20 protein-coding genes are annotated in these 24,425 nt (G+C 66.2%); 3 read left to right on the top strand and 17 right to left on the bottom strand.

The window, feature by feature from the left end:
- Positions 1-9: 9 nt before the first annotated feature.
- From AC07P1_RS14155 to AC07P1_RS14140, 4 genes are all read right to left on the bottom strand, one after another.
- Positions 10-1,038, bottom strand: coding sequence for a TIGR03790 family protein (locus AC07P1_RS14155; protein WP_494696396.1), 1,029 nt, complete (start codon positions 1,036-1,038; stop codon positions 10-12).
- A gap of 156 nt (positions 1,039-1,194) precedes the next feature.
- Entirely contained in the window at positions 1,195-1,689 is a 495-nt protein-coding gene (locus AC07P1_RS14150; RefSeq protein WP_494696395.1) for an FxDxF family PEP-CTERM protein, read from the bottom strand.
- Between the two features lie 482 nt (positions 1,690-2,171).
- On the bottom strand, positions 2,172-3,581 hold the full coding sequence (locus AC07P1_RS14145) for a mannose-1-phosphate guanylyltransferase/mannose-6-phosphate isomerase (RefSeq protein ID WP_494696394.1): 1,410 nt from the start codon (positions 3,579-3,581) through the stop codon (positions 2,172-2,174).
- Positions 3,578-4,732 (bottom strand): nucleotidyltransferase family protein, encoded by a 1,155-nt coding sequence (locus tag AC07P1_RS14140; RefSeq protein ID WP_494696393.1) that lies wholly within the window; start codon positions 4,730-4,732, stop codon positions 3,578-3,580. The genes AC07P1_RS14145 and AC07P1_RS14140 overlap by 4 nt, the downstream gene beginning before the upstream one ends.
- 679 nt (positions 4,733-5,411) lie before the next feature.
- Here AC07P1_RS14140 and AC07P1_RS14135 point away from each other — a divergent pair.
- The 3 genes from AC07P1_RS14135 to galE all read left to right on the top strand — a co-directional run bounded on the left by AC07P1_RS14135 (position 5,412) and on the right by galE (position 8,663).
- Positions 5,412-6,884 carry an Atrophin-1 multi-domain protein gene (locus AC07P1_RS14135; RefSeq protein ID WP_494696392.1) on the top strand — a complete coding sequence of 491 codons (1,473 nt, stop codon included), beginning with the start codon at positions 5,412-5,414 and terminating at the stop codon, positions 6,882-6,884.
- Between the two features lie 178 nt (positions 6,885-7,062).
- Positions 7,063-7,617, top strand: a complete 555-nt coding sequence (locus tag AC07P1_RS14130; protein ID WP_494696391.1) for a serine acetyltransferase — start codon at positions 7,063-7,065, stop codon at positions 7,615-7,617.
- Between the two features lie 44 nt (positions 7,618-7,661).
- Positions 7,662-8,663, top strand: a complete 1,002-nt coding sequence (gene galE / locus AC07P1_RS14125) for a UDP-glucose 4-epimerase GalE (RefSeq protein ID WP_494696390.1) — start codon at positions 7,662-7,664, stop codon at positions 8,661-8,663.
- Positions 8,664-8,767: 104 nt separating this feature from the next.
- Here galE and AC07P1_RS14120 read toward each other — a convergent pair whose 3' ends face one another.
- The 13 genes from AC07P1_RS14120 to AC07P1_RS14060 form a co-directional block, all read right to left on the bottom strand.
- Complete coding sequence (locus AC07P1_RS14120; RefSeq protein WP_494696389.1) at positions 8,768-9,976, bottom strand: glycosyltransferase family 4 protein; 1,209 nt, start codon at positions 9,974-9,976, stop codon at positions 8,768-8,770.
- 37 nt (positions 9,977-10,013) lie between these two features.
- Positions 10,014-11,090 carry an acyltransferase family protein gene (locus AC07P1_RS14115; RefSeq protein WP_494696388.1) on the bottom strand — a complete coding sequence of 359 codons (1,077 nt, stop codon included), beginning with the start codon at positions 11,088-11,090 and terminating at the stop codon, positions 10,014-10,016.
- A 9-nt stretch (positions 11,091-11,099) separates the two neighbouring features.
- Entirely contained in the window at positions 11,100-12,569 is a 1,470-nt protein-coding gene (locus AC07P1_RS14110) for an O-antigen ligase family protein (protein WP_494696387.1), read from the bottom strand.
- A 70-nt stretch (positions 12,570-12,639) separates the two neighbouring features.
- Positions 12,640-13,713, bottom strand: coding sequence for a glycosyltransferase family 2 protein (locus AC07P1_RS14105; RefSeq protein ID WP_494696386.1), 1,074 nt, complete (start codon positions 13,711-13,713; stop codon positions 12,640-12,642).
- A gap of 4 nt (positions 13,714-13,717) precedes the next feature.
- Complete coding sequence (locus AC07P1_RS14100; protein WP_494696385.1) at positions 13,718-14,668, bottom strand: beta-1,6-N-acetylglucosaminyltransferase; 951 nt, start codon at positions 14,666-14,668, stop codon at positions 13,718-13,720.
- A gap of 2 nt (positions 14,669-14,670) precedes the next feature.
- Entirely contained in the window at positions 14,671-15,612 is a 942-nt protein-coding gene (locus AC07P1_RS14095; RefSeq protein ID WP_494696384.1) for a polysaccharide pyruvyl transferase family protein, read from the bottom strand.
- Positions 15,613-15,638: 26 nt separating this feature from the next.
- Positions 15,639-16,946: a lipopolysaccharide biosynthesis protein gene (locus AC07P1_RS14090; protein WP_494696383.1), complete on the bottom strand. Its 1,308-nt coding sequence runs from the start codon at positions 16,944-16,946 to the stop codon at positions 15,639-15,641.
- Positions 16,943-18,583, bottom strand: a complete 1,641-nt coding sequence (gene xrtB / locus AC07P1_RS14085; protein ID WP_494696382.1) for an exosortase B — start codon at positions 18,581-18,583, stop codon at positions 16,943-16,945. The genes AC07P1_RS14090 and xrtB overlap by 4 nt, the downstream gene beginning before the upstream one ends.
- Before the next feature lie 42 nt (positions 18,584-18,625).
- Complete coding sequence (epsG, locus tag AC07P1_RS14080) at positions 18,626-19,528, bottom strand: chain length determinant protein tyrosine kinase EpsG (protein WP_494696381.1); 903 nt, start codon at positions 19,526-19,528, stop codon at positions 18,626-18,628.
- A 43-nt stretch (positions 19,529-19,571) separates the two neighbouring features.
- Positions 19,572-20,981 (bottom strand): chain length determinant protein EpsF, encoded by a 1,410-nt coding sequence (gene epsF, locus AC07P1_RS14075; RefSeq protein WP_494696380.1) that lies wholly within the window; start codon positions 20,979-20,981, stop codon positions 19,572-19,574.
- Between the two features lie 66 nt (positions 20,982-21,047).
- Positions 21,048-21,836, bottom strand: coding sequence for a polysaccharide export protein EpsE (gene epsE, locus AC07P1_RS14070; protein ID WP_494696379.1), 789 nt, complete (start codon positions 21,834-21,836; stop codon positions 21,048-21,050).
- A 55-nt stretch (positions 21,837-21,891) separates the two neighbouring features.
- Positions 21,892-22,854 carry an EpsD family peptidyl-prolyl cis-trans isomerase gene (locus tag AC07P1_RS14065; RefSeq protein ID WP_494696378.1) on the bottom strand — a complete coding sequence of 321 codons (963 nt, stop codon included), beginning with the start codon at positions 22,852-22,854 and terminating at the stop codon, positions 21,892-21,894.
- A gap of 190 nt (positions 22,855-23,044) precedes the next feature.
- Positions 23,045-24,424, bottom strand: a complete 1,380-nt coding sequence (locus AC07P1_RS14060) for an undecaprenyl-phosphate glucose phosphotransferase (RefSeq protein WP_494696377.1) — start codon at positions 24,422-24,424, stop codon at positions 23,045-23,047.
- Position 24,425 lies beyond the last annotated feature (1 nt).

Here is a 24,425-nt window from a genome sequence, read left to right as displayed (position 1 = left end):
CCGCCGGACTCAGCGCGCGTACGGGGCCGCCAGCGGATCGCCGATGAACACGCCTTGCGCCGGCCAGGCCACGCTTTTCCAGTAGGCTTCGATGGCGCTGTCGCCGCTCAGGTAGCGCTTCAGCAGCACGGTCGGATGGGGGAATTTCTGCACGTGGTTGCACGGTTCGGAGACGGTGCCGTAGCTGGCCGTGGCGCCGGCCTCGAGCCAGCGCAGACTGCTCATCTGGCCCTCCCCCAGCAGGTCGCCGCCGGTCGAGGTCAAATGGTCGGCCAGCGCGCCCGGCAGGAAACGCAAGGTGTCGAGCTTGTCGACTTTGACCATGCCGGTCTGGTAGAACATGATGTCCTGCGCGTCCTCGAGGGCGTCGGCGTTCAGCCGCTTGATCGTCAAATCGTGCGAGGCCACCTTGCCGGCCGGCGGGAACAGGCGCGAACGCACGCTGCGCAGGCTGTCGGAGGTGGTCAGGTAATAGGCGCTGGCGGCCGGGAAACGGAAATAGCGGGTGCCGCCACGGGCGATGAGCTCCTTGGCCAGCGGCACCGAGCCGGTCGGCATCAGCATGCTGATCTTCATCGCCGCCATGGCCGGTGAGACCTGGTCGGCGGCGAACCAGCCGCTGGGCTTGCCCGGACCGCAAGGGGCCGAACACTGGGCGGCATCGTAGCCGAGCGTCAGCGCCGAGGTGATGGAATTGCAGCCGACCGCGTACGGCGCGGTCCACACCATGAGCACGGCGCGGATGTCCGGGCCGAGCCGGTCGAGGATTTGCTGGCGCAGCGGGGCGAACTGCTCCGGCGCGAGCTGGCGCGGCGACTTGGGGATGCGCACGTGGACGATATTTTTTTCGGGAATGCCGCGGGCGTCGCGGTAGAGCGCGGCGACGGCGACGCTGTTGGGCTCGTCATCATTGACGACCAGCGCCAGTTGGGACGGCGCCAGCGCGGCGGCGGCCGGTCCGGCCAGAGTCAGGCCCAACGCGGCGATGGCGGCCCCGTGTGCCAGTGTCAGCTGTATATTCCAGGGCGTGGCGCGCACCTTCCCTCCTCCGCTTGCGCCGGTCGGTGTGACCGGACTTGCATCATTATAGAGGCGGAAAGGTGGCCGTAAAAATAAAAAAAGCCCCGGGGCGTAGCCGGGGCTTTTCATACCGCGCGCGCCGTTGGGCGCGGCCGCGGCGAACGCGGTGCTTAATTAGGCAGCGTTTTTAGCTTTGCGACGACGAGCCATGAAGCCCAGCAGGCCCAGGCCGCCCAGCATCATTGCATAGGTTTCGGCTTCTGGAACGGCGGTCACGGTCACGTCACCGCTGTAGGTAGCGCCGGCCAGGGCGGTACCGAACAGGTTCAGCGTGAACGACGATGCCGGGCTCGAGCTGAAGAAAGCGTAACGGCCTTTGCCGGCCGAGGTCAGTTCGCCAGGAACGCCGTTCAGGTTCGACTGTGCCGACCAGGTCAGGTTCTGGCCGCTGACGCTGACGTCAACCAGGTAGTAGCCGGCAGCCAGGCCGGTGAAGGTGATGACGTCGCTGCCACCCGACAGAATGCCGTCGCCGGCAACGGACTTGCCGTTGAAGTGGTTGTCGTCGCTGGTCGGCGGGGTGACGTAGATCTGTACGGACTGGTCGGCAGCCATGGCGTTGAACGAAGCGGCGGCCAGCAGAGCGGCGAAGATGTGTTTCAGTTTCATCAGAAAATCCTTAAGGAGGTTATAGGCCGCCGGAGCCGGCCACTTGTTTGTTCACTAGTAACTAGACAACATCATAGCATAAAGAAAGCAATTAAGTTGCTCTTTTTTTATTTTACATATTCTTATTGAAAGCCTTTTTCATAGCGTGAAATAAATGTTGCGACGCGGTATTTTTAAATACCGCAATGCGAAAACTTCATTGATCGGTTCGTGTTGGAAAGCTAGCTCATCAGCAACAAGTTCTTCAAAAACAATGACTTGGCACTTACTTGCAAATTGGCGATTAATTGCCTTTGGGTAACTCAAAAAACACAACAGCATGTTATCGGTTGACGAACATTGTGGGCTGGCGGCCACACGGCGACACAATTTTCTTGGGTAAACCGCAATATGGATGCGCCGGCGAAGCGGCAAGGATGAACCGGCCGGGCCAAAAAAAACCCGCGTCGGACGACGCGGGCGGGGGCGCTGGGACGGCGGGATCAGACGCGCTGGTAGACGTCCTCGAAGCGGACGATGTCGTCCTCGCCCAGGTAGCTGCCGGACTGCACCTCGATCAGGTGCAGCGGCAGTTTGCCCGGGTTTTCCAGCCGGTGGTTCATGCCGATCGGAATATAGGTCGACTGGTTTTCCGACAGCAGGGTGACGCTGTCGCCGCAGGTCACGCGCGCCGTGCCGCTGACCACGATCCAGTGTTCGGCGCGATGGTGGTGCATCTGCAGCGACAGCTTGCCGCCCGGATTGACCGTGATGCGCTTGACCTGGAAGCGCTCGCCGATGTCGATGCCCTCGTAGCAGCCCCACGGACGGTACACCTTGGTGTGGTGCAAATGCTCGGTGCGCTCGGTCGTCTTCAAATGCTCGACCACCTGCTTGACCCGCTGCACCTGGTCCTTGTGCGCCACCAGCACCGCGTCGGCGGTCTCGACCACGACCACGTCGCTGACGCCGACCAGCGCCACGATGCGGCTCTCGGCGCGCACCAGCGAATTGCTCACGCCGTCCAGATAGACGTCGCCGCGCGTGGCGTTGCCTTGCGCGTCGTGCGGCAGCACGTCGCGCAGCGCCGACCACGAACCGACGTCGCTCCAGCCGATGTCGGCCGGCACCACCACCGCGTGCTGCGTGCGCTCCATGACGGCGTAGTCGATCGAATCGGACGGGCTGGCCGCAAAGGCGGCCTCGTCCAGGCGGCAGAAGTCCATGTCGCGGTAGGCTTTTTGCACCGCCGTCGCGGCGGCGGCGGCGATCGCCGGCGCGAATTCCGCCAGCTCGCTTAGGTAGCGCTCGGCGCGGAACAGGAACATGCCGCTGTTCCAATAATAGGCGCCGTCGTCGAGGAAGGACTGGGCCTTGGCCTGGTCCGGCTTCTCGACGAAGCGGTCGACTTTATACGCCGCGCCGACGGCCGGGCCGCGGTGGATGTAGCCGTAGCCGGTCTCCGGCGCGGTCGGCACCACGCCGAAGGTGGCCAGCGCGCCCTCGCCCGCCAACTGCGCGGCGCTGGCGATGGCGGCGTGGAAGGCGGCGCGGTCGGTGATCACGTGGTCGGCCGGCAGCACCAGCATCAGCGCCTCCGGATCGATGGCGCGCAGGTACTCGGCGGCGGCGGCCACCGCCGGCGCGGTGTTGCGACCGGCCGATTCGAGCATGATGCCCAGCGGCGCGACGCCGATCTCGCGCAACTGCTCGGCCACCATGAAGCGGTGCTCGTTACCGCAGACGATCAGCGGCGCCTGCAAGCCGGACCCGCCCTTGAGGCGCAGCACGGTTTCCTGCAACATCGTGCGGTCCGATACCAGTGGCAATAATTGCTTTGGCAACACGGCACGCGACAGCGGCCACAAACGGGTGCCGGCGCCGCCGGACAGGATTACTGGATAAATTTTCATGCAACATCCTCTTGTTTTTCGGCATCGGCCGGGTTGCGCCGCTTGTTGCGGCGGTCGCGGGCGTTGGTCCACTCGCCATCGCCGTATTCGGACACGTGGCGCATCTCGCCGGCGCGGTCGACACTGTAATCCTTGAAGACGATCATTTCATCAAGCTTTACGTTATGTAACACCCGGGTGTATTCGAACAGCACGCTGCGCACCACGTTGGCGCCGGCGCAGATATGGCTGCCATGGCCGATCCAGGTCGGGCCGATGATGGTGCTGCCGGCTTCGATCTTGCAACCGGAGCCGATGTAGACCGGTCCCTCGATGGTGGTGCCTTCCCAGTCGATGCTGGTGTTGAGGCCGACCCAGATGCCGTCGGCCAGCTGGATGCCCGGCACGTCCATGTGGGCGACCTCGCCCATCATCACGCTCTGCGACACTTCCCAGTAGTCCTTGACGCTGCCGATGTCGATCCAGCTGAAGGTGCGGTTTTGCGAGAAGAACGGCACGCCTTTTTCCACCAGCAGCGGGAACAGCTGGGAACCGATGTCGAACACCTCGCCGGCCGGGATCAGGTCGAGGATCTCCGGTTCGAAGATATAGATGCCGGTGCTGACGAAGTTCGACAGGGCCTCTTCCTGCTTCGGCTTTTCCTGGAACTGCTTGATGCGCCCTTCCTTGTCGCTGACCACCACGCCGTAGCTCTCGACCTTGTCCCACGGCACCTCGCGGCAGATCACGCTGGCCTTGGCGCCCTTGCGGCGGTGTTCGAACAGCGCCGACTTCAAATCCAGGTTGATGACGGCGTCGCCGCACAGCACGATGGTGGTGTCGTCGAAGAAGCCGCCGAACTCCTGGATCTTCTTCATGCCGCCAGCCGAGCCCAGCGCCTCCGGGACGACCTCTCCCTTGTCATTGGTGTACCCTTCGAACGAGTAGCCGATCTGCACGCCGTACTGGTCGCCTTCGCCGAAGTACTCTTCGATCTTTTCGTGCAGATAGCTGACATTGACCATGATTTCGTTGACGCCGTATTTGGCCAGGTGTTCGATCAGGTAGGCCATGACCGGTTTGCCGAGCACCGGTATCATCGGTTTCGGTAAATCGAAGGTCAGCGGGCGCACCCGGGTCCCCTTGCCTGCAGCCAAGATCATCGCCTTCATATATGGTCCTCTATAAAATAGGTAAAAAAATGCCCGCCGGCGGGGGCCGGGGCGTCAAAAACGTGGCGCCGCACGGCCCGCACGCGGGGTTGGCCCGGGCGGCAGGGAGGATCATGACATAGCAACAACATTTTTACCAGTGAAAAATGCTGCATGTGCACATAAATCGTCCCGCCGGCCCCGTCTCTTGCGTTTCGCTACCGAAATATAGCAGACCGGCGCCCGCGCGCCCGCTCCGCTGGCGGACCGTGCGCCGCGCCGGGTTTGCGCTGGCGCAAACCCGGCGCGCTTAATACCTCGAGCATATCAAGGAGCAATCATTGGATATTCATTTAATTCGTTTTTAATACTAACCATATTTAATCCTTGATCAGTGACTTTTATAATCGACAACGACCCTGAATTATTATATTGATTATATTAACTTTAAAAAATAGCCGGTGCAATTTGCGCAAGAAACGCCATGGCGGCCGCACCGGCCATGCGCCGGACGCCCCGGCATTGAACAGAATGAAATAAAAAATGACAATCCTTGCGCCATGCGCCCCGGAGTATTTGCGCGAATACGTCAGATTCAAACGTCAAATCCAAAAGAATTCCATACGGCAAGAAATCTGTGTATAATATTTTTCAGGGATGCGGTTAATGCCCTCCACATTCATCCAATCAGGAGTTAATCATGTTCTTCGGGAAATCAACTGGCTCGTCCGGCCAACATCTTGCCAAACTGGTCGGCTGGTCGATGCTCAGCGCCAGCGCCCTCGGCTTCAACGCCAGCGCCCAGACCACCACGACCCCGGTGGCCGGCGGCTTCGAGAGCTACCAAAAGCCATTCGCGGCCACCTCGCTGTGGAATTCGCGCCCGGTCAATCCGGTGCTCGGCACGTATGAGATCCCGAAATCGAGCTACTACCCGACCGTGCAGGGCGGCGCCTGGTCGACCGGGCTGTTCCTGGCCAAGACCACCGACGGCCCGATGACCGTGACGGGCCTGAACGGCGCGGCCGGCGTCAACGATCCGGACACCCTGCTGTCGCGCCCGGTGACCCTGCCGCGCTGGCCGGCCAGCACGCTGCCGGCCACCGGCAGCGACGGCCACGCCGACATCTATGATCCGGTCACCGGCATCATCCACTCGTTCTGGCAGCTCAAGAACGTCAACGGCAAATGGCAGGCCGCGCTGTACGCCTGGTCGCCGTCCAAAGGCACCGGCTGGGGCGACCCGGCGCACTTCTACCACGGCTCGCGCGCCACCGGCGTGCCCGCCACCGCCGGCCTGATCCGCGCGCACGAAATCAAGGACGGCCAGGCCACCTACAAGCACGCGCTGGCCATGTCGCTGACCTACAACGCGCTGTCGGCCAAGACGCCGTATATCTACCCGGCCACCTCGGCCGACCGTGACGCGGTCCAGACCAATACGGGCCAGATCCCGCAGGGCGCGTTGATGATGCTGCCGGCGAGCTACGATACCTCGAAGATCGCCAATCTGGATCTGCGCAAAGTGGCCGAGACGCTCAAGACCTATGGCGCTTATGTGGTCGACCGCAACATCGGCACCCCGTTCGCGATCTATGTCGAGAACGGCGCGGCCTTCAACCTGCACGGCACCGGCTGGAACAACGCCGTGGCGGCGGAACTGGACCGTATCCGCGCCAACCTGCGCCAGGTGGTGTCGGCGCCGAATTGGGTGGACGGCAACGGCAAGGCCGTCAGCGGCAGCGTGCCGGCCAGCGTCAACGCGCTGTCGATGCGCGGTCCATGGACCCGCAGCTGGGGCACCACCACGCCGACCTTCGATTCCTGGGCCCAAGCCCTGGTGTTCCCGGCCTCGACCACGAGGACGATCGTGAGCAACGGCAACTCTAGCGGCCTGAGCAAGGTTACCTGGGGCAAGCCCGCGGTTGGCAGCACGCAGAAATTCAGCGTCATCGCCACCGGTGGCGCCCGCCTCAAGATCCAGGTCTGGTCCGGCGGCACGATGAAGTTCCAGTCGGGCGACCTGGCCAACGGCGAATCGGCACGCTTCGTCTGGCCGGAAAACGCCTGGATCATCCTGTCGGCCATGGGCGGCGTCGGCGGCCCGTCGACGGTCCGCGCCGACCTGGTTGCCGTCACCGACACGACCACGCCGGTCGCCGTCAAGAAATAAGGCCCTCCGCCTGCCGCCCGCGCACGCGGGCCCGGCGCATGCCCGACGCTTCCCGTCGGCCATGCGCCTTTTCTTTTGCGGTGCACCAAAAAAACGGCCGCCCCGGCGACAATGGATTAAAATACATCTTTTTAATCGCGGCGCCCAGGCGCCCGCCTGGCAAGAAAGCACCGACCCCATGAGCTATGACCCGGACTGGGCGGAAGACCTGCAACGCTACGCGATGCGGCGGCCCTTCTTAAAAGAACAATCGATCTGGGCCGTCTGGCTGTACCGGCGCGGCCGCCGGCTCGACCGGCGCCCCGCCGGCGCGCTGCGCAAGCTGTCGCTGGCGCTGTACTGGCTGATGTTCCGCGTCATCGAGACGGCCACCGGCGTGAGCCTGCCCAAGAGCGCGCGCATCGGCCCCGGCCTGCGGATCTGGCACTTCGGCAACATCTTCCTGCACGCCGACACCGTCATCGGCGCCAATTGCACCCTGCGCCAGGGCGTGACGATCGGCAACCGCCACCCGGACGGGCCGGTGCCCGTCATCGGCGACAACGTCGAGTTCGGCGCGTACGCGCAGGTGCTCGGCGGCGTGCGCATCGGCGACAACGCCCGCATCGGCGCGATGGCGGTGGTGCTGTGCGACGTGCCCGACGGCTGCACCGCCGTCGGCGCCCCGGCCCGCGTGATCGCCACCCCGTTGCCATCGCCGGCGGCGGCCCCGGCCGCGCGCGACGCCGCGTGAGCGCCGCCCCTTTTCCCCGTTTCACTGATAAAAAGGAAGTAACGATGAAAGTTCTGGTCACCGGCGGCGCCGGCTATATAGGCTCCCACACCTGCGTCGAGTTGCTCAACGCCGGACACGAGGTCGTCATCGTCGACGACCTGTCCAACAGCGAGGCCGCCGTGGTCGACCGCGTCGCCAAGCTGGGCGGCCGGCCGGTCGATTTCGTCGAGGCCGACATCCGCGACCGCGCCGCCATGGCGGCCGTGTTCGGTGCCCACCGTTTCGACGCCGTGATCCACTTCGCCGGCCTGAAGGCGGTCGGCGAATCGGTGGCCCAGCCGCTGCGCTACTACGACGTCAACGTCCACGGCAGCATCGTGCTGCTGCAGACGATGGCCGAGTTCGGCGTCAAGCGCCTCCTGTTCAGTTCCTCGGCCACCGTCTACGGCGACCCGGACACGGTGCCGATCACCGAGGACTCGCCGCTGCGCACCACCAATCCGTACGGCGGCTCCAAGCTGATGATCGAAAACATCCTGCGCGACCACGCGCACGCGGCGCCCGACTGGGGCATCGCGCTGCTGCGCTACTTCAATCCGGTGGGCGCCCACGAAAGCGGCCTGATCGGCGAAAACCCGCGCGGCATCCCCAACAACCTGCTGCCGTTCATCGCCCAGGTGGCCGAGGGCCGGCGCGAGCGCCTGGCCGTGTTCGGCGACGACTATCCGACCCCCGACGGCACCGGCATGCGCGACTACATCCACGTGGTCGACCTGGCGCTGGGCCACGTGCGCGCGCTGGAGAAACTGGCGGCCGCCCCGGGCGTGCTGACCTACAACCTCGGCACCGGCGCCGCCAGCAGCGTGCTCGACATGGTGCGCGCGTTCGAAAAAGCCTGCGGCAAGCCGATTCCGTACACCATCAACGCGCGCCGCCCGGGCGACATCGCCGTGTGCTACGCGGCCACCGAACTGGCCGAGCGCGAACTGGGCTGGAAGGCCGAGCGCGACGTCGACCAGATGTGCGCCGACGCCTGGCGCTGGCAGCGCAATTTCCTGAGCTGATCTCCCGGCGCCCCGCGCCACGCCAAACGAAAACGGCGGCCCGCGGGCCGCCGTTTTGTCGTTCCAAGTTCTAAGCCGCGGCATCGACACCGCGCGGCCGCCGCTCAGGCGCCGTTGGCGCGCTGGATCAGCGCGGCCAGCTTGGCCGCCTCGGTGTCGATCGAGTGGCGCGCCAGCGCCCGCACGTGGGCGCGCTCGCCCATGGCGGCGATCTCCCCGAGCGGCGTGGCCAGCGCCCGCTCCAGCGCGGCGGCCAGGTGGTCGACGTCGCCGGCCGGGATCAGCCAGCCGTCGACGCCGTCGCGCACCAGCTCCGGAATGCCTGCCACATAGGTCGTCAGCACCGGACGGCGCAAGGCCATCGCCTCCATCACCACCACCGGCAAGCCCTCGGCAAAGCTGGGCAGGGCCAGCGCGCGCGCGGCCAGGATCTCCTCGCGCACCTGCTCGCTGCTGATCCAGCCGGTGATGCGCACGGCCGCCTGTAATTGGTGGCGCGCGATCAGGGTTTCGATCTCGGCGCGCATCTCGCCGTCGCCGGCCAGCACCAGTTCGACGGGAATGCCGCGCGCGGCCAGCTGGGCCACCGCGCGCACCAGCAGCAACTGCCCCTTTTGCTCGCACAGGCGGCCGACGCACACCAGCCGCGGCGCGGCCGGCGGCGGCACGGCCGGGCCGGCGTGGAACACCGGCTCCAGGCCGCAGTGGACGATCTCGACCTTGGGCCAGTCGGTGAACGGGATCCAGCGGAACAACTGGCTGCGGCCGAAGCTGCTGATGGCCACGACAAAGGCCGAGCGGGCGATTTTTTCCTTGATGTGCAGGAACTCGGGCTTGTCGAACTCCTCCGGGCCGTGCACGGTGAAGCTGTAGGCCGGCCCGCCCAGCGCGCGCGCCAGCATCGCCACCTCGGCCGGATTGGTGCCGAAGTGCGCGTGCAGGTGGCGCGCGCCCGAGGCGCGCAGCCAGCCGAGCATGCGGCACGCCACGGCCAGGTAGATCAGGTGCAGCGGCAGCGGGCGGTCGGCGCGGCGCGCCATGCGCAACGCCAGCCCCAGCGCGCCGAAGAAGCGGCCCGGGCTTTTAAACATCACGCCCAAGGTGGCCAGCGCCACGCCGGCGACGCCGGCGCGCAACAGGTAGCTGGTCTTGTCGCGCTCGCGCAGGTCCTCGGCGTCGACCAGCGGATCGGCCCAGCCGCGCAGCGCGATGCGCTGCACCTCGAAACCCTGGCGCTCCAGCGCGAGGATCTCGCGGCGGATGAAGCTGTGGCTGACCTTGGGATACTGATTGATGAGATACGCTATTTTCATGTAGTTGGGCTAGGGCTAGTGTGCGCGGCGAGGCGCTTTAGGGCTGGGAAAGGGTGACATCGTCGGCCTTGGCGGCGGCCTTGGCGCGCCCGGCGCCCAGGCGCGCGGCCCAGCGGCGGCCGGCCGTCATGAACCATTGCTCGTAATAGCGGGTCGACAGCCACGCCAGCGCGAACAGCACCAACAGCAGCAGCGGGCGCTTGGCGTACTTGACCACGACGTCGCCCTCGCCGAGCCAGGTGTGCGCGAGCATCGGATGGATCACGTACAAGGCGTAGGAGATGCCGGCGACGAACACCAGGAAGCGCCCGTGCAGCGCCCGGCCCAGCACCGCGTCCGGGCGCACCAGCGTGGCGCCGACCAGCAGCGCGGCCAGGTAGGGGCGCAGGTAGTTGAGCCACTGGCCTTGCGGCATGCACGACCAGGTCAGCAACACCAGCAGCGGCAGTTGCGGCACGCGCGCCATCCAGCGGCGGGCGTTCGCGCCCAGCTTGCCGTGGTAGGCCAGCGCCAGGATGCAGCCGGCCAGGATTTCATCGATGCGGTAGTAGCTGACCGACGAGGCCATGACGATTTCCCACACGCGCAGCGCCGTGAAGCCCAACGCCAGCAGCGGCAACAGCAGCAGGCCGCGCGCGCGCAGCAGCCACACCAGCAGCGCCACGCCGACATAGAACTGCATCTCCATGCACAGGCTCCACAGGTGCTCGGTCATCGGCAGCAGCAGGTTGAAGCGGCCGTCGCCCGGCGGCATGTTGGCGTAGAACAGGAAGTGGCCGAGCCAGACGGCCAGCGGCGCGCCGGTCGCCAGCAGCGCGACCAGCATGTACACCCAGGCCAGCGGCAGCACCCGGCAAAAGCGCTTGACCAGGAAGCCGGCCACGTTCTGGTCCTTGAGCAGGAACGAGGTGATCAGGAAGCCCGACAGGTTGAAGAACACCACCATGCCGAGGATGCCGACGCTGTAGTTGAACATATAGTGGTGCGGGCCCAGCGGCAGCAGGTGGGCCGCCAGCACCAGCAGGATGCTGATGCCGCGCCAGCCGTCGAGCACGGCCAGGTGGGGCGGATGCGCCGGCGGCGCGGCCGCCGGCGGGGTCGGGGAAGCGGACATGATGGCCACTCAGTACAACGGCCGCAGCGGCGCGGCGCCGTGGTGGGTGGCCGCGCCGGTGGCCGGCGCGGCGGCCGGCGCGATGCGGTACAGCGCGCAGCCGGCGCCGATGGCGAACCACAGGTACCAGTTGTACGACAGGTAATAGAACATATTGTCGCTGAACGCGCACACCATCAGGTTGATCAGCACGACCACCAGGGTGTAGCTGGCCAGCTTGTCGACCTTGCGCACCTGCGCGAGCTGATGGAGCAGCGAATAGCACATCCAGGCGAACGCCAGCAGGCCGATCACCCCCAGCTCGAACAGCAGCTGCACGTACACGCTGTGCGCGCCCCAGTTGATCTTGCCGGCCAGCGGGAAGAACACGATCGAGTACTTCATGAACGATTGCAGGCCGTTGCCGATGATGAAGCTGAGCGGCGTCATCCAGGCGATCGCCGATTCCCACAGGTAGACGCGCCACGCGAACGAGTTCAGGTTGGAGTAAAGGGTCACCTGGTTGCCCTGCCCCAGGTCGGCGAGGCGGTCGCCCACGCCCGGGACCAGCAACGCCAGCGCGCCCAGCCCGCCCATGTAGAGCAGGTAGCGGCGCTCGAAGATGAGCGCGTACAGGCCGAAGGCGAGCGCGGTGGCGGTCCAGGCGCTGCGCGTCTTGGTCAGCATCAGCAGGGCCAGCAGCACGAACATGTAGACCACCATGCCCACGCGCACCCGCGTGCGCGTCTTGGCCGGCAGCGTCTTGAACAGGTAGAACGCGACGGCGACGATCACCGTCACGTAGAACGCCATCACGTTGGGATGGTTGAAGGTGCCGCGCAGGCGGAACTCGCCGCCCACGCGCAGGCCCATCGAGGCCAGCACGAACAAGCTGTAGAGCACGGGAATCAGCGACGACCACAGCATCAATTTCATGCAGAAACGGAAGTCCTGCGGGGTGCGCACGCAATAGTAGCCGCCGACGAAGACGGCGAAGTACGACAGCTCGGACAGGAACAGGCGCGCGGCCTCGCCCTTCTCCGGCGCGGTGAACAAGCCGAACATGGTCACCAGCAGGAACGGCACCCAGGCCATGTAGCCGCGGCGCGGCACCAGGGTCGGCTTCTCGAACACCAGCAGCATGGCCAGCAGGATCACCGTCGCGTTGATGACGCCGCCGACGCCGATCGCGTAGCCGCCGACCGAGAAGCGGGTCAGCTCGAGCACGTTGTCGCCGCTGGCGCGGAACAGGATGATCATCAGCAAGGTGAGCTTGCGGTCGTAGATGATGAACAAGCCTAACAGTATGGCCGCCGGCAACGCCATCAGCTTGCCCAGGCTGCCGCCCATGAGGTCGACCAGGATCGGGGTGGCCGCGCCCAGCAGCCCTGCCACGCACAACAGCGCAAAGCCCAGCAGATAGACCGGACGGAACGGGTTTTTGAGGATGTCGGGCGCTTTGAACGAGCTCAAAGCGGGCCATTTGTGCAAGACTGCCATAGTGTACCTATTTAGAGAAGGGGCGGCGCCGGCCGCGATCGCGGGCGCCGCCGGAGCGCCGATGCGCTGGTCAGGCCGGTTGCGCCGCCACGCGCATCTTGCGCTTGCCGGGGAAGCGGCGGATCAGCCAGGCGCGCACGGCGTTCCATTCGCCCGTCTCCGGCGTGTTGGCGGCGCGGAAGCGATGGAAGCGCCACAGCAGGCTGGCCTCGCCACGGGTGGCGATGGCCTTGCGGTACAACAGTTCACGGCGCAGCTCGGCCGAATCGCCCAGTCCGCGCGTGACGATATCGGCCATGCGCGCGTATTCGGCGTCGAAGTTGCCCTTGCCGTCGACGTCGAGCAGGATGCCGCCGTGGTTGCAGAACGGCGCCGGATCGAACCACGGCAACTGGTGGATGGCGCAGAACGAGCGCACCAGCGAGCGCGAGATGTCGATCGACACCGCCATCTGGTCCATGAAGCGGGTGGCGCTGACGTTGTTGCCGTGCCAGCGGTATTTGATCAGCTTTTGCGGCACGTTGGCGCACTTGCCGAGGATGGCCAGCTGGCCGAACAGGAAATAATCCTCGGCCAGCGCCGGCACCTCGATGCGCTGCGCCTCGGGCAGCACGCCGAGGAAGTCGACGCCGTAGCGGATGCCCATGGCGCGCACCGCGTCGAAGCGCAGCATCGACGTCGGGTGCGCGATCGGATTGCGGAACAGGCTGGCGGCGGCCACGCGGGCGCTGCCGATCGGCATGCTCATCTCGCCGATCGGGGCGCCGGCGCCGTCGATGACGTCGGCCTGGCCGCCAATGGCCACCACGTCGGGCATGGCGGCGAAGGCCGCCAGCGCCACTTCCAGGCGGTCGGGGTAGCAGATGTCGTCGGCGTCGTGGCGCATGACGAATTCGCAGTCGGCGATGGCCAGCCCGCAATTGAGCAGGCCCGACAGGCCGTGCGCCTCGGGGAAGCTGTGCACCTCGACGCGCGGGTCGCGCGCGTGGTAGGCCTCGGCCATTTCGCGGCTGCCGTCGGTCGAACCGTGGTCGAGCACCAGCAGGCGCCAGTCCCGCACCGTTTGCGCCAGCACGCTGTCGATGGACTCCGCCAGGAAGTCCTTGCCGTTTTTCACCGGCAGCAAAATATCAATCTTGGCCACAGTTTTACCCCTGATTAGTTAATTCGTGTTCGGTCCGCGGCGCGGTCGCGCGGCGCGCCGCCAGCGCGTCGATCCGGTCCAGCACCGGGCCCGAGGCCTCGCCGAACTTGCGCGCGAACAGCACTTCGCGTTTGTCGTTGGGGCAGTTGTTTTGCTCCGCGTCGCGGATCACCGGCCCCTCGAACTGCGGCAGATAGCTGGCGTCGATGGTCTCCGGGCTCTGCTTGCCCGGCCCCGGCACCCAATGGGTGTAGGTCAGGCTGTGGCTGATGCGCTCGCGGAAGCGCGAATTCCACAGCACCACCTGGAAGAAGAACTCGTCGGAGCAATCGACGAAGCGGCAAAAGCGGTACAGCGCCGGATGGCGGGCGTGGTAGTCGAGCACGTAGCGCACCGCCTCCGCGCTCAGGGCCCACCACTGCGAGCCGGTCACGGCCTCGCCGCCGTTCAGCACTTTTTTGTAGTCGCGCAGCGGCAAGTTTCGGTTCATCCAGTGCTGCAACGGCCAGCGCAAGCGCGCCAGCGGCTTGCCCTTGCGGATCCAGTAGTGCGTGATGCGTTCCAGCGTCTTGCCGTATTGCAGGTTGGGCAGCGCGTACGCCTCGATGAACTCGGTGCCGCGGTGGCGCTCGAGGAAGTCCTCGATATAGGACACCGGCTGCAACGGATAGCAGGCCCCGCTCAGCAGCACGAAGTACTCGGCGTCCGGGCGCGCCGCGGCGGCCGCGCGCATCAGTTCCAGGGTCGCCGTCACCAGCGACACGTCGCCCCAGCCGCAGCTGATCCGTTTGTCGGTGAACGTCACCGACGGCGAGGCCAGCGCGGCGAACGGCGCGATGTCGGCCTTGGCGTCGATGTGCACGTGGAACGAGGCGCCCGGCGCCGACAGGCGCGCGATCAGCCGGCCCAGATGGGCCGGGTTGTTGTGCGCCAGGATCAGATACGCGAGTCGCACGCCTACACCTTGACCAGCCGCACCAGGTCGCTACCGCCGGTCCACTCGTTGATGTAGGTCGAGTTCTTGCCGTAGCTGTTGTCGATCACGGTGTTCTTCTTGTCCATCAGGCACGACAGGATGTGGCCGTGCAGGCGGTCGGTGACGATGTGGTCGTGGCGCGAGAACAGCGCCACCGCCTTCGACGAGAAGCGCTGCGCCACCGGCACCCAGAACCACGGCCCCAGCAGCTTGCTGGCCGTTTCCCAGCGGCGCGCCTTGAAGCGGCCCTCGAGGCGCCAGGCGAAGTCGATCAGGCGCTTTTCGCCGCCGACCACCTCGACCCAGTCGGTGCGGGTGTCGAACGTCAAGTCCTTGAGCGACTCCGGCACGGCCGGCTTTTCGACGTCGACGCGCTCGATGCGCAGCACGCCGCGGCCGTTGCCGGTGCTGGCGATCGGATACAGCTGGTGCGCCATGTCCGGCACCAGGTAGACGTGGTCGGAGAACTGGCGGGCGATGCCCTGCGAGACCTTGTCGCGGATGAAAATGTGGACGTCGTTGTGGCGGCGGAACACGGCCGCCGAGCGGTCGCGCTTTTCATCGGTCGAGAAAAATATCGTTTGCGGCAACATCACGATGCGGTTGTTCGGGAAGCGCGTGATGATCTCCTCGCGCAGGTCGTTGATGTTGGCGTACAGGTCGCCGAAGTTGCCGCCGCCGTGGAACACCAGGATGTCGCCCGGCTTGACCCACTCCGGCTGGAAGCCCGAGGCGGTCGAGGTGGTTTTCGGCGTCAGGTTTTTTTTCTTGAAAAAGGCCAGCGTGCCCTGCATGATCAACAGATCGCCGATGTTGTCGTGCATCGGGATGTCGATATAGTGAAACTCTTTGCCTTTGAGCAGGTCGTAAATGACGTCGTGGGTTTTCTGCAAATCCAACATCATCGAACGGTGGTCTTTCATGATTAACTCCGAATGCTTGCGATTAATTATTTAGCGCGCGTGACCAGCTTGCGCACCAGTTGGAGATCTTCCTTGGTCGGCAGGAAATCGGGCATCGGCTCCTTGAGCTTGGTGACGCTGAGCACGATCGTCATCACCAGGCGCAGGCAGGCGCCGCACAGCATCAGCAACGCCAGGTAGACATAGGTGTTCTCGTGCGGCAGGAACGGGATGGCGATGAGCACCGGCACGATCGAGATGAACTGGCGCGCCAGCACCAGGCCGGGCTGGCCGGCGGCGTTGAAACGCTGCGCCAGGGTCCAGCTGGCGCCGCCGATGACGCATTCGAACAGCAAGATGGCGAACGGCACCGTCATGTCGGCGAAGGCCTTGCCGTACACCAGGGTCAGCGCCCACGGCGCCAGCGCCGCGCCGACGGCGGCGATCGCCATGAGCGGCAGGAACGTGACGCGGAAGGCGTTGCGCACGGCCTGGCTCAGCTGCTGCTCGTCGCGCCCGGCGAAGCGCGAGAACAGCGCCACCGAAATCGATTCCTGCACCGCGCCGATCAGGCGCGAGGTGGTGAAGGCCAGCGCGTAATAGCCGTATTCCTTGATGGTGCCGCGGTTGAGCAGGAACAGCTTGTCGAAATTGAGCAGGAAGATGCCCAGCAAGCCGATGCCCTGCTGGTGCAGGCCGTAGCGCAGCACGAACCACGGGCGCACCGGTTCGCGCACCTCGTCCTTGAGCTGCCAGATGCGGTGCTGGCGGGCCCACCACAGGCCGGCGCCGGTGATGGCCACGAGCACCAGCAACTGCATCACCAGGATTTGTTCGAACGTGACGACCTTGAACCACAGCAGCAGCGGCAGCATCAGCACCAGGTTGCCGAACACCTGGGCGAAGCGCAGCACGTTGAAGAAATGCAAGTTCGAATGCAACTGGGTCAGCGAGAACAGATAGGTCTGGGTGGCCATGAAGGCGGCGAAGGACAGGATCAGCCACCAGACCTGGTGCAGCTCGGCCGCGTGGCTCAGCTGCAGGCCGGCCGCCGACAGCCCGACCGCCAGCGCGCTGACGCCCAGCAACGAAAAAATGAACAGGCGCAGGTAGGGAAAACGCCGCGCCGCGCCGAAGTGGTAGACATAGCTGCTGCCCATGCCGCACTGGGCCACGGTGGCGGCCAGGGTGCAGATCAACAGCGCCGCCGACAGCAGCCCGCGCCCCTCGGGACCGAGCAGGCGGGCGTTGATCACCGACGAGATGAAACCGACCACGGTCATGCCCATGGTGGTCATCAGGGTCTTGCCGAAGGCGCGCGACAGGCCTGACACGGGGGCGTTGGCCGCCATCATGGCGCGGCCCGTGGCGCGGCGGCCACCAGCGCGTGGCCGCGCTTGTCGTTGGCCGCCACCAGCTGGCGCAGGAAGTCCTGCTGCACGGCGTACGCGGCCTTCGTCTCGCTCTGGTCGCGCACCAGGGTCGAGGCGCGCACCAGGATGCCGTCGGCGACCTTGCCGGCCAGGCCGTCGCGGAAGATTTTCATGCGCATGTCGAAGCCGCCCTGCGGGTAGGCGTCGCTGATGCGGGTCCAGTAGGTGACCGCCTCGAGCCGGTTCTGGCTGGAGGCGACCATGTGCTTGCCCGGCAAGGTGCCGGCCGGCGTCACCGACAGCTGGGTCTGATTAAGCGAGAGGACCTTGTAGCCCTGGGCCGGATAGCAGATCTCGGGCAGGTGCAGCTTGACGTCCTGGCGCTGTTCCCGGGCGTAGGCCAGGGCCAGCATCACCTGCACGCCGTCGCGGTTGACATAGGTGCGCATCAGCACGTCGTCGTACGGCTGCTCCTGGTTGCGGCCGCCGTCCTCGGCGGTCGACAGTTCGGCCTGGGCGCTGGCGTTGGGCACCTCGGTCCAGTCGCCGAAGCGGGTCGGCACGCTGGTCGCCAAGGTGGTGCCGCCGGCCACCGACTCCAGGGTCGGCGTGAGCGCGTGCGCCAGGGCGACCGTGCCGACCATGGCCACCAGCATCGCCAGCGCCGGCCGCAGCGCCACGTGGGTCAGCTTGCTCCAGGCGCCGGCGGCCACGGCCGGCAGTTGCAGGCCGGCCTGCTCGTCGTCGTCGCGCTTGGTGCGGTTGCGCACCAGCCAGCTCAGCGCGCTGTCGACGCCGATGATCAACAGCAGCGCCGACAGGAACAGCACCAGGCCGGAGAAGCCGTGCAGGAAACCCTGGCCGGCGGCGTCGCCGAGGTGGTAGGTGATCAGGGACAGGAACATGATGCGCAAGGTGTTGGCGGCGAACGAGATCGGCACGATCAGGATCGCCAGCACGACGTTGCGCACCACCGACGGGTGGCGCACCAGGTTCATGTACAGCAGGCCCAGCGCCTCGAGCGTGAACAGCGAGTTCAGGCCGGCGCAGGCGTCGGCCACCAGCAGCTGGTACTGGCCGATGGTGAGGATCACGCCGCTGCGCGCGATCGGGTAGCCGAACCAGTACAGCAGGTGTTCGGTGGCCGCCGACACGCCTATCTTCATCGGCAACGTCAGCACGTCGACGATCGAGGCCGGCAGCGGGATCATGAACAGCATGAAGAAGAAGGCGAACCACATGCGCGACCAGGTGCGCACGCCGTAGAAGGCGATCAGCACGCCGCTGAGCACGGGGATCAGCGAACCGACCTCGAGCAACAGCACGCCCTGCGAGCGGCCCAGCACGTACGACACCAGGCCCAGCGCGAACGCGGCGGCGCCGGCCAGCGGCGCCGGACGGCGCTCGAAGCGCTCCTGCGACAGCAGCTGGCGCATGCGGAAATACAGGAAGCCGAAGGCGACGGTCATGACGATCGGGCCGTGGGCGTTGCGGTCCGAGCTCCAGGCGCCGTGGAACAAATCCCAGAACGTCGGCAGGTAGATCACGCCCAGCCCGACCAGCAGGAGGATCGACGGCGCCAGCGCCGCGCGCGGCGAGCTGACAGGTTGGCTGAGCATGGTGTCCATCGCGGTCTAGGGGTTGCGGTTAGAAATTAAAACTTAGAAATTATTGAGCACGGTGCCGACGACGTGCACGCGCGCCTCGCCCAGCGCGCCGATCAGGTCGTGCACGTGGTTGACGTGGGACGCGTCCTGGCGCGTCACCACCAGCGCGGCGCCGGCGCGGCCCGCCACCATCTGCGCGTCCGAGCATTCGCTGCCGGCCGGGGTGTCGATCAGGATCACGTCGAACTGCGGCGCCAGTTCGCGCAGCAGCTTGCCCAGCGCCGGACGGCCCAGCAGCTCGGACGGGTTCGGCGGCGGCGCGCCGGCCGTCAGCACCGACAGGTCCAGCAGCGCCGGCACCCGTTGCACCGCCTCGACGCCGTTGCGGTCCGACAGCACCGACGACAGGCCGACCCGGTTCTCCAGGCCGAACAGCGCGTGCTGGCTCGGGTGGCGCATGTCGGCGTCGATCAGCAGGGTGCGTTGGCCCTGCTGCGAGAACACCACCGCCAGGTTGGCGGCCAGGAAGCTGCGGCCGTCGCCGCGCTCGGCGCCGGTGATGGCCAGCGCGCGGCGCTCGTCGCCGGTCTCGAACCAGCGCCACATCAGCTGGTTGCGCAGCGCCCGCAGCGATTCGACGCGGGCGGTGAACGGCTCATAGGCGGCCACCACCGTCTCGCTGATGGCGCTCTCGCCGCGCAGCAGGTAGGGGTAGTCGTACTGGCGCGACAGCGCGAACTCGATGTCGGCCGTGCTGAGCACGCCCAAGGCCAGCGCGGCGTCGCCGAAGCGCACGTTGTGCTCGACCTGGTGGCGCATCACCTTCTCGGCGTCGGCTACCGACAGGCGCCCCTGTTTGATCAGGATGGCGCCGATCGAGCGGTCCGGCACGGACGCCGTCGGCGGCTTCTCGCGCAACTCCGGCGCCGGGTAGGATGGGACGGTATTCGAATTCATGTGGATGCTCCGTGTAAGTCGGTGTGCCCGGTGGCGGGTCGGGTCATTGCTGCAGCTGCGCCATCGGCGCGGCCGGACGGTTGCGCAGCACGCGCTTGGGCGCGCGCGGCGTGGCGATCACGCCCAGCACCGGCAGGCCGAAGGCGTCGGCCATGTGGGACGCCGAGCGCACCCGCTGGTCGAGCAGCTCGAGCAGCAGCACGGCGCCGCCGCCGAGGATGGTGCCGATCACCAGCGACAGGGCGATGTTGAGCAGCAGGCGCGGCGAGGCCGGCGCGGTCGGCGTGTTGGCGGTCGACAGCACGGCGATGTCGGACTGCTTGGACTGGCCCTCGAGGTTGGTGGCGTTGTAGCGCTGCATGGCCGACTCGTACGAGCGGCGGGCGTTGTCGGCCTCGTTGCTGAGCACGACGAACTCGTCGCGCGCGCCGTTCATCTCCAGCACGCGCGCCTTCTGCGCGGTCAGCGCGGCGCGCAGTTCGGCCTCGCGCTGCTTGTAGATGGTGCTGGTGCCGGCCACGCCGCTCGAGGCGATGCGGATCTGGTCGTTCAGGCTCGAGCGCAGTTTGTCGACCTCGGACTTGGCCGACATGTACTGCGGGTGGTTGGGCGCGAGGCGCTGGGCGGTGTCGGCCAGCTTGGCCTCGGCCAGCGCCAGGCTCGACTTCAGACCCTGGATCAGGCTGTTGTTCAGCACGTCGGGCGAGCCCTCGGCGCCGCCGGCGGCCTGGCGCGAACGCGACTGCGCCTCCATCGACTGGTTCTGGGCCTGCACCAGTTGGCTCGACAGTTCGTTCAGGCGCGCCATCTCGACGTCGACGCGGGTGTCGGCGTTGTAGATGTTGTTGTCCTTCTGGTACTTCGACAGGCGGCTCTGGGCCACCTCGTACTGCTCGCGCAGCAGCTTGATCTGGGTGTTGATGAAGCCGGAGGCCTGCTGCGCCGGGTCGGTCTTCAGTTGCACGCTGAACTGCATATAGGCGTCGGCGAAGGCGTTGGCGACGGCGGCGACGAACTTCGGATCGGCGCCCTGGAAGTTAATCGTCAGCACGCTCGAGTCGCGCGACGGCTCGATCTCGACCTTGGCCAGCAGCAGGTTGGCCAGCCATTCCTTGATGGTGATGTCGGTGCTGCCCTTGGTGGCGTCGGCGAACTGCTGCTGCACGGCAGGACTCTCGGCCAGGCGCAGGTTGTCGACCACCTTGAGCGCGACGCTCTTGCTGCGGATGATGTCGGCCTGGGTGATGACGTAGCCGGCCATCATCTGCACGGGCAGGCTCATGCCGGTGACCGGATCGACGCCCTTGGTGTTGAGCACCAGCGCGGTGCTGGCCTTGTAGACCTTGGGCAGCATCAGGCTGATGACGACGGTGGCGGCGACCGTCACCGCCAGGATCATCAGTACGATCTTGTAGCGGGCGCGCAGCGCCAGGAGCAAATGGGTGAAATTCATGGTTGTCTTCTCAAAATGGTCGATCGATCGCAAACGCGCCGGAGGCCGGCCTCGCGGCCGGCGCTATCAGAACAGGCTCTCGCGCACGTACAGCACGTCGTCGTTCTGCACCAGGTCGTCGTACTTGGCTTCGAGGATCTGCAGCTTGCCTTCGGCGTCGCGGCGCTTGATGCGCAGGCCGCGCTCGGTGCCGCGCGGGGTCAGGCCGCCGCCGGCGGCGAGCGCCTGCAGCACCGTCATCGAGCGTTCGATGCGCAGCATGCCCGGACGCTGCACCTCGCCGTAGATGTAGAAGCGCGGGGCGCGCTCGACGTAGACGACGTCGTTGCCGCTCAGTTCGAGGTCCGTCTTCATGTTGCTCGTGCGCACCAGCTCGGCGACGTCGATGACATCCTTGGTGGTGGTGCCGTTGCGGGTGCGCAGCACGGTGACGGTGTCGCCGCCGTCGACGCTGACGCCGCCGGCCAGCGCCAGCACGTCGAGCACGCTACGGCTGCCGTCCAGCGGATAGCGGCCCGGGCGGCCCACCTGGCCCAGCACGGACACCTGCTGGCTTTGCAGCAAGGTGACGATCATGTTCACCTGCGGGTTCTTGACGAAGCCGCCCGACACCAGCAGCTGGGCGAGCTTCTTTTCGGCCGCCGCCGTCGGCAGGCCGGCCACCGCCACCTGGCCCACCAGCGGGAAGGTGATGAAGCCCGACGAGCTCACGCGCGTCTCGGTGGTCAGGTCGGGGTTGTTGTAGACCGAGATCTTGACCACGTCGCCGGTGCCGAGCAGCAGCTCGGCCGCGCCGGCCGTGCCCAGGGTCAGCGCCAGCAGCGACGCCATCATCCAAAATACGATTCGTTTCATAATATGTTCTCCGTGTGGTGCGGTGTGGATGGGCGGCCCCCGGGGGGCCGCCGCGTTATTTCAGTCCGGCCACGCCGCGGGCGTGGGCGTCTTCCTGCCCGGCCGGGGCGGCGGCTGCCGGCGCGGCCGGCGCGGCGCCCGGCGTGCCCGGCGCTGCCGGCTGGTCGGCCTTGTTGACGTACTCGATCTTGGTGGCCGCGCGCAGGCGCGCCAGTTCGGCCGCGGCGGCCTCCTTGCCGCGGGTGTTCATCAGGTACTGCTCGATCTGCGGCGTCGACGCGGCCAGTTCGACCGGCGTGTCGCGCACGTCGGTGATGGTGACCACGGTGCTGCGCTCGCCCTCGCGGATGATGAACAGCTGGCCCTTCGGCAGCGACAGCAGCTTGTCGCCCAGCGCCGGCGCCAGGTCGGCATAGCTGCGCGAAATCTGGTTGCGGGCGTACTTGACGTTGTTGCGGTCGAGCAAGGCGGACACGTCCTCGAGCGACTTGGCGGCGTCGATGTCCTTTTTGAGGGCGTCGGTCAGGTCGGCCGTCGGCAGCACCAGCTGGCGCATGTCGATCGTCTTACGCTGGGAGAACAGCGCCGGGTGCTTGTCGAAGTAGTCCTTGACCTCTTCCTTGGTCGGCTTGGCCGGCGTGCCGACCTTCTTCTGCAGGTAGGCCTGGGCCAGGATCAGCGACTTGGCGCGCTCGATCGCCTGCACCACCTTGGGATCGCGGTCGGTCTTGTCCTTCATGGCCTCGTTGATCAGCAGCTGGCGGTCGACCAGCGACGCCAGGATCTGCGGACGGGCCTGCTGTTGCTGGGCGCCCGGCACGCCCGAGCGCGCCAGTTCCTCGTTCAGCTGCAGCGCGGTGATCTCCTCGCTGCCGACCTTGACCAGCGCCTGGCCGGATTTGGTGTCGCTTTTGCCGCAGGCGGCCAAGCCGGCCACCAGCAGCAGCGCCAGCGCGCCGCCGCCAACGCGGCGCAGACCGTGGCGTCGCGCGACGCCGTCAAATTGTGTATGGTTCAAGATAGTCTTCCTCAGTCACTTGTGGCGGCGGTCGACGGCGGCGACCGGCGTGGGGGGCAAAGTATGCGTTCCCCTCAAACGATTGTCAATATTATAAAGGCTATGCATTAAATGCAACCTCCAACCCGGATTGTGGCACAAATATCGCAATGCAGCATTTCAATTCGACACCCTTCCCGTTCCGGCCCGGTCAATGCGCGTTTTCGCGCTTGGCCACCACCAGCACGGTGCGTACGATAATCCACAGATCGAGCCACAGCGACCAGTTGCGCAGGTAGTCCAGATCGTACTCGATGCGCGCCTCCATCTTGTCGAGCGTCTCGGTCTCGCCGCGCAGGCCGTTGACCTGGGCCCAGCCGGTGATGCCCGGCTTGACCTTGTGGCGCAACATATAGCCCTTGATCAGCTTGCGGTACTGCTCGTTGTGCGCGACCGCGTGCGGACGCGGCCCGACGATGCTCATGCGCCCCTGCAGCACGTTGAAGAACTGCGGCAGCTCGTCGAGCGAGCTGCGGCGCAGGAAGCCGCCCACCCGGGTGATGCGGCTGTCGCCCTTCTTGGCCTGCACCACCTTGTCGCCGTTCTCGGTCACGGTCATCGAGCGGAACTTGTAGACGATGATCTCCTCGCCGTTGAGGCCGTAGCGGCGCTGCGGGAAGATCACCGGTCCGGGCGAGGACAGCTTGACGGCCACGGCGATCACCAGCATCACCGGGATCAGCATGATCTGGATCGCCAGCGCCAGCACGATGTCGCTGCAGCGCTTGATGATGCTGTTGACGCCGGTGAACGGCGACTCGCGGATGCCGATCACCGGCATGCCGCCGACGCTGCCGAAGCGCGCCTGCATCAGGTCGAACACATAGATGTCGGGCAGGAAGTAGACCGAGGCGGTGGTGTCCTCGAGCTCGTCGAGCAGCTGGCGGATGCGCGGCTGGGCCGAGATCGGCTGGCTGATGAAGATCATCTTGATCTGGTGCTGGCGCACATAGGCGGCGATGTCGGACATCTTGCCCAGCATCGGGTGGGCCACGCCCTCGACCCGGCGCTCCGGGCCGCGGTCGTCGAAGTAGCCGTGCACGTTCATGAGCAGGTTGGGCAGGCGGCCGATGGTGGCGGCGAACTTGACGCTGACGTCGTTGGCGCCGACGATCACCACCGAGCTCAACTGCCCGCGGCGCGGGTCGGCGCCCAGCCGGTGCGCCGCCAGGTGGGCCAGCAGCATGGCCACCGGCGTGGCCACCATCCACACCAGCACCACGGTGCGGTCGTAGTGCGGCACCATGCCGCTGGCGTAGCCGATCAGGGTCAGCAGCACCACCGTCAACAGCCAGCCCAGCACCAGGTCGCGCGCCGCGGCCCAGCGCCCGCCGGTGTGCCAGCTGCGGTAGGGGTCGATGTATTTATACACCGACGAGGCGACGAAGAAGGCGATGATGGTCAGCACCAGCGAATAGCCGGTGAAGCTGGCGCCCAGCGCGACCGTGCACAGATACAACATCCCCATGATAATCAGGGGATCGACCACACGTTCGAAAAAGGTAATCAGGGGACTTTCGTTGACCGTCATG

It is taken from the genome of Duganella sp. GW821-FHT07F09, assembly GCF_059418705.1.
The sequence above is the reverse complement of the archived record's forward strand: the minus strand, read 5'-3'. Positions and strand labels throughout refer to the sequence as shown.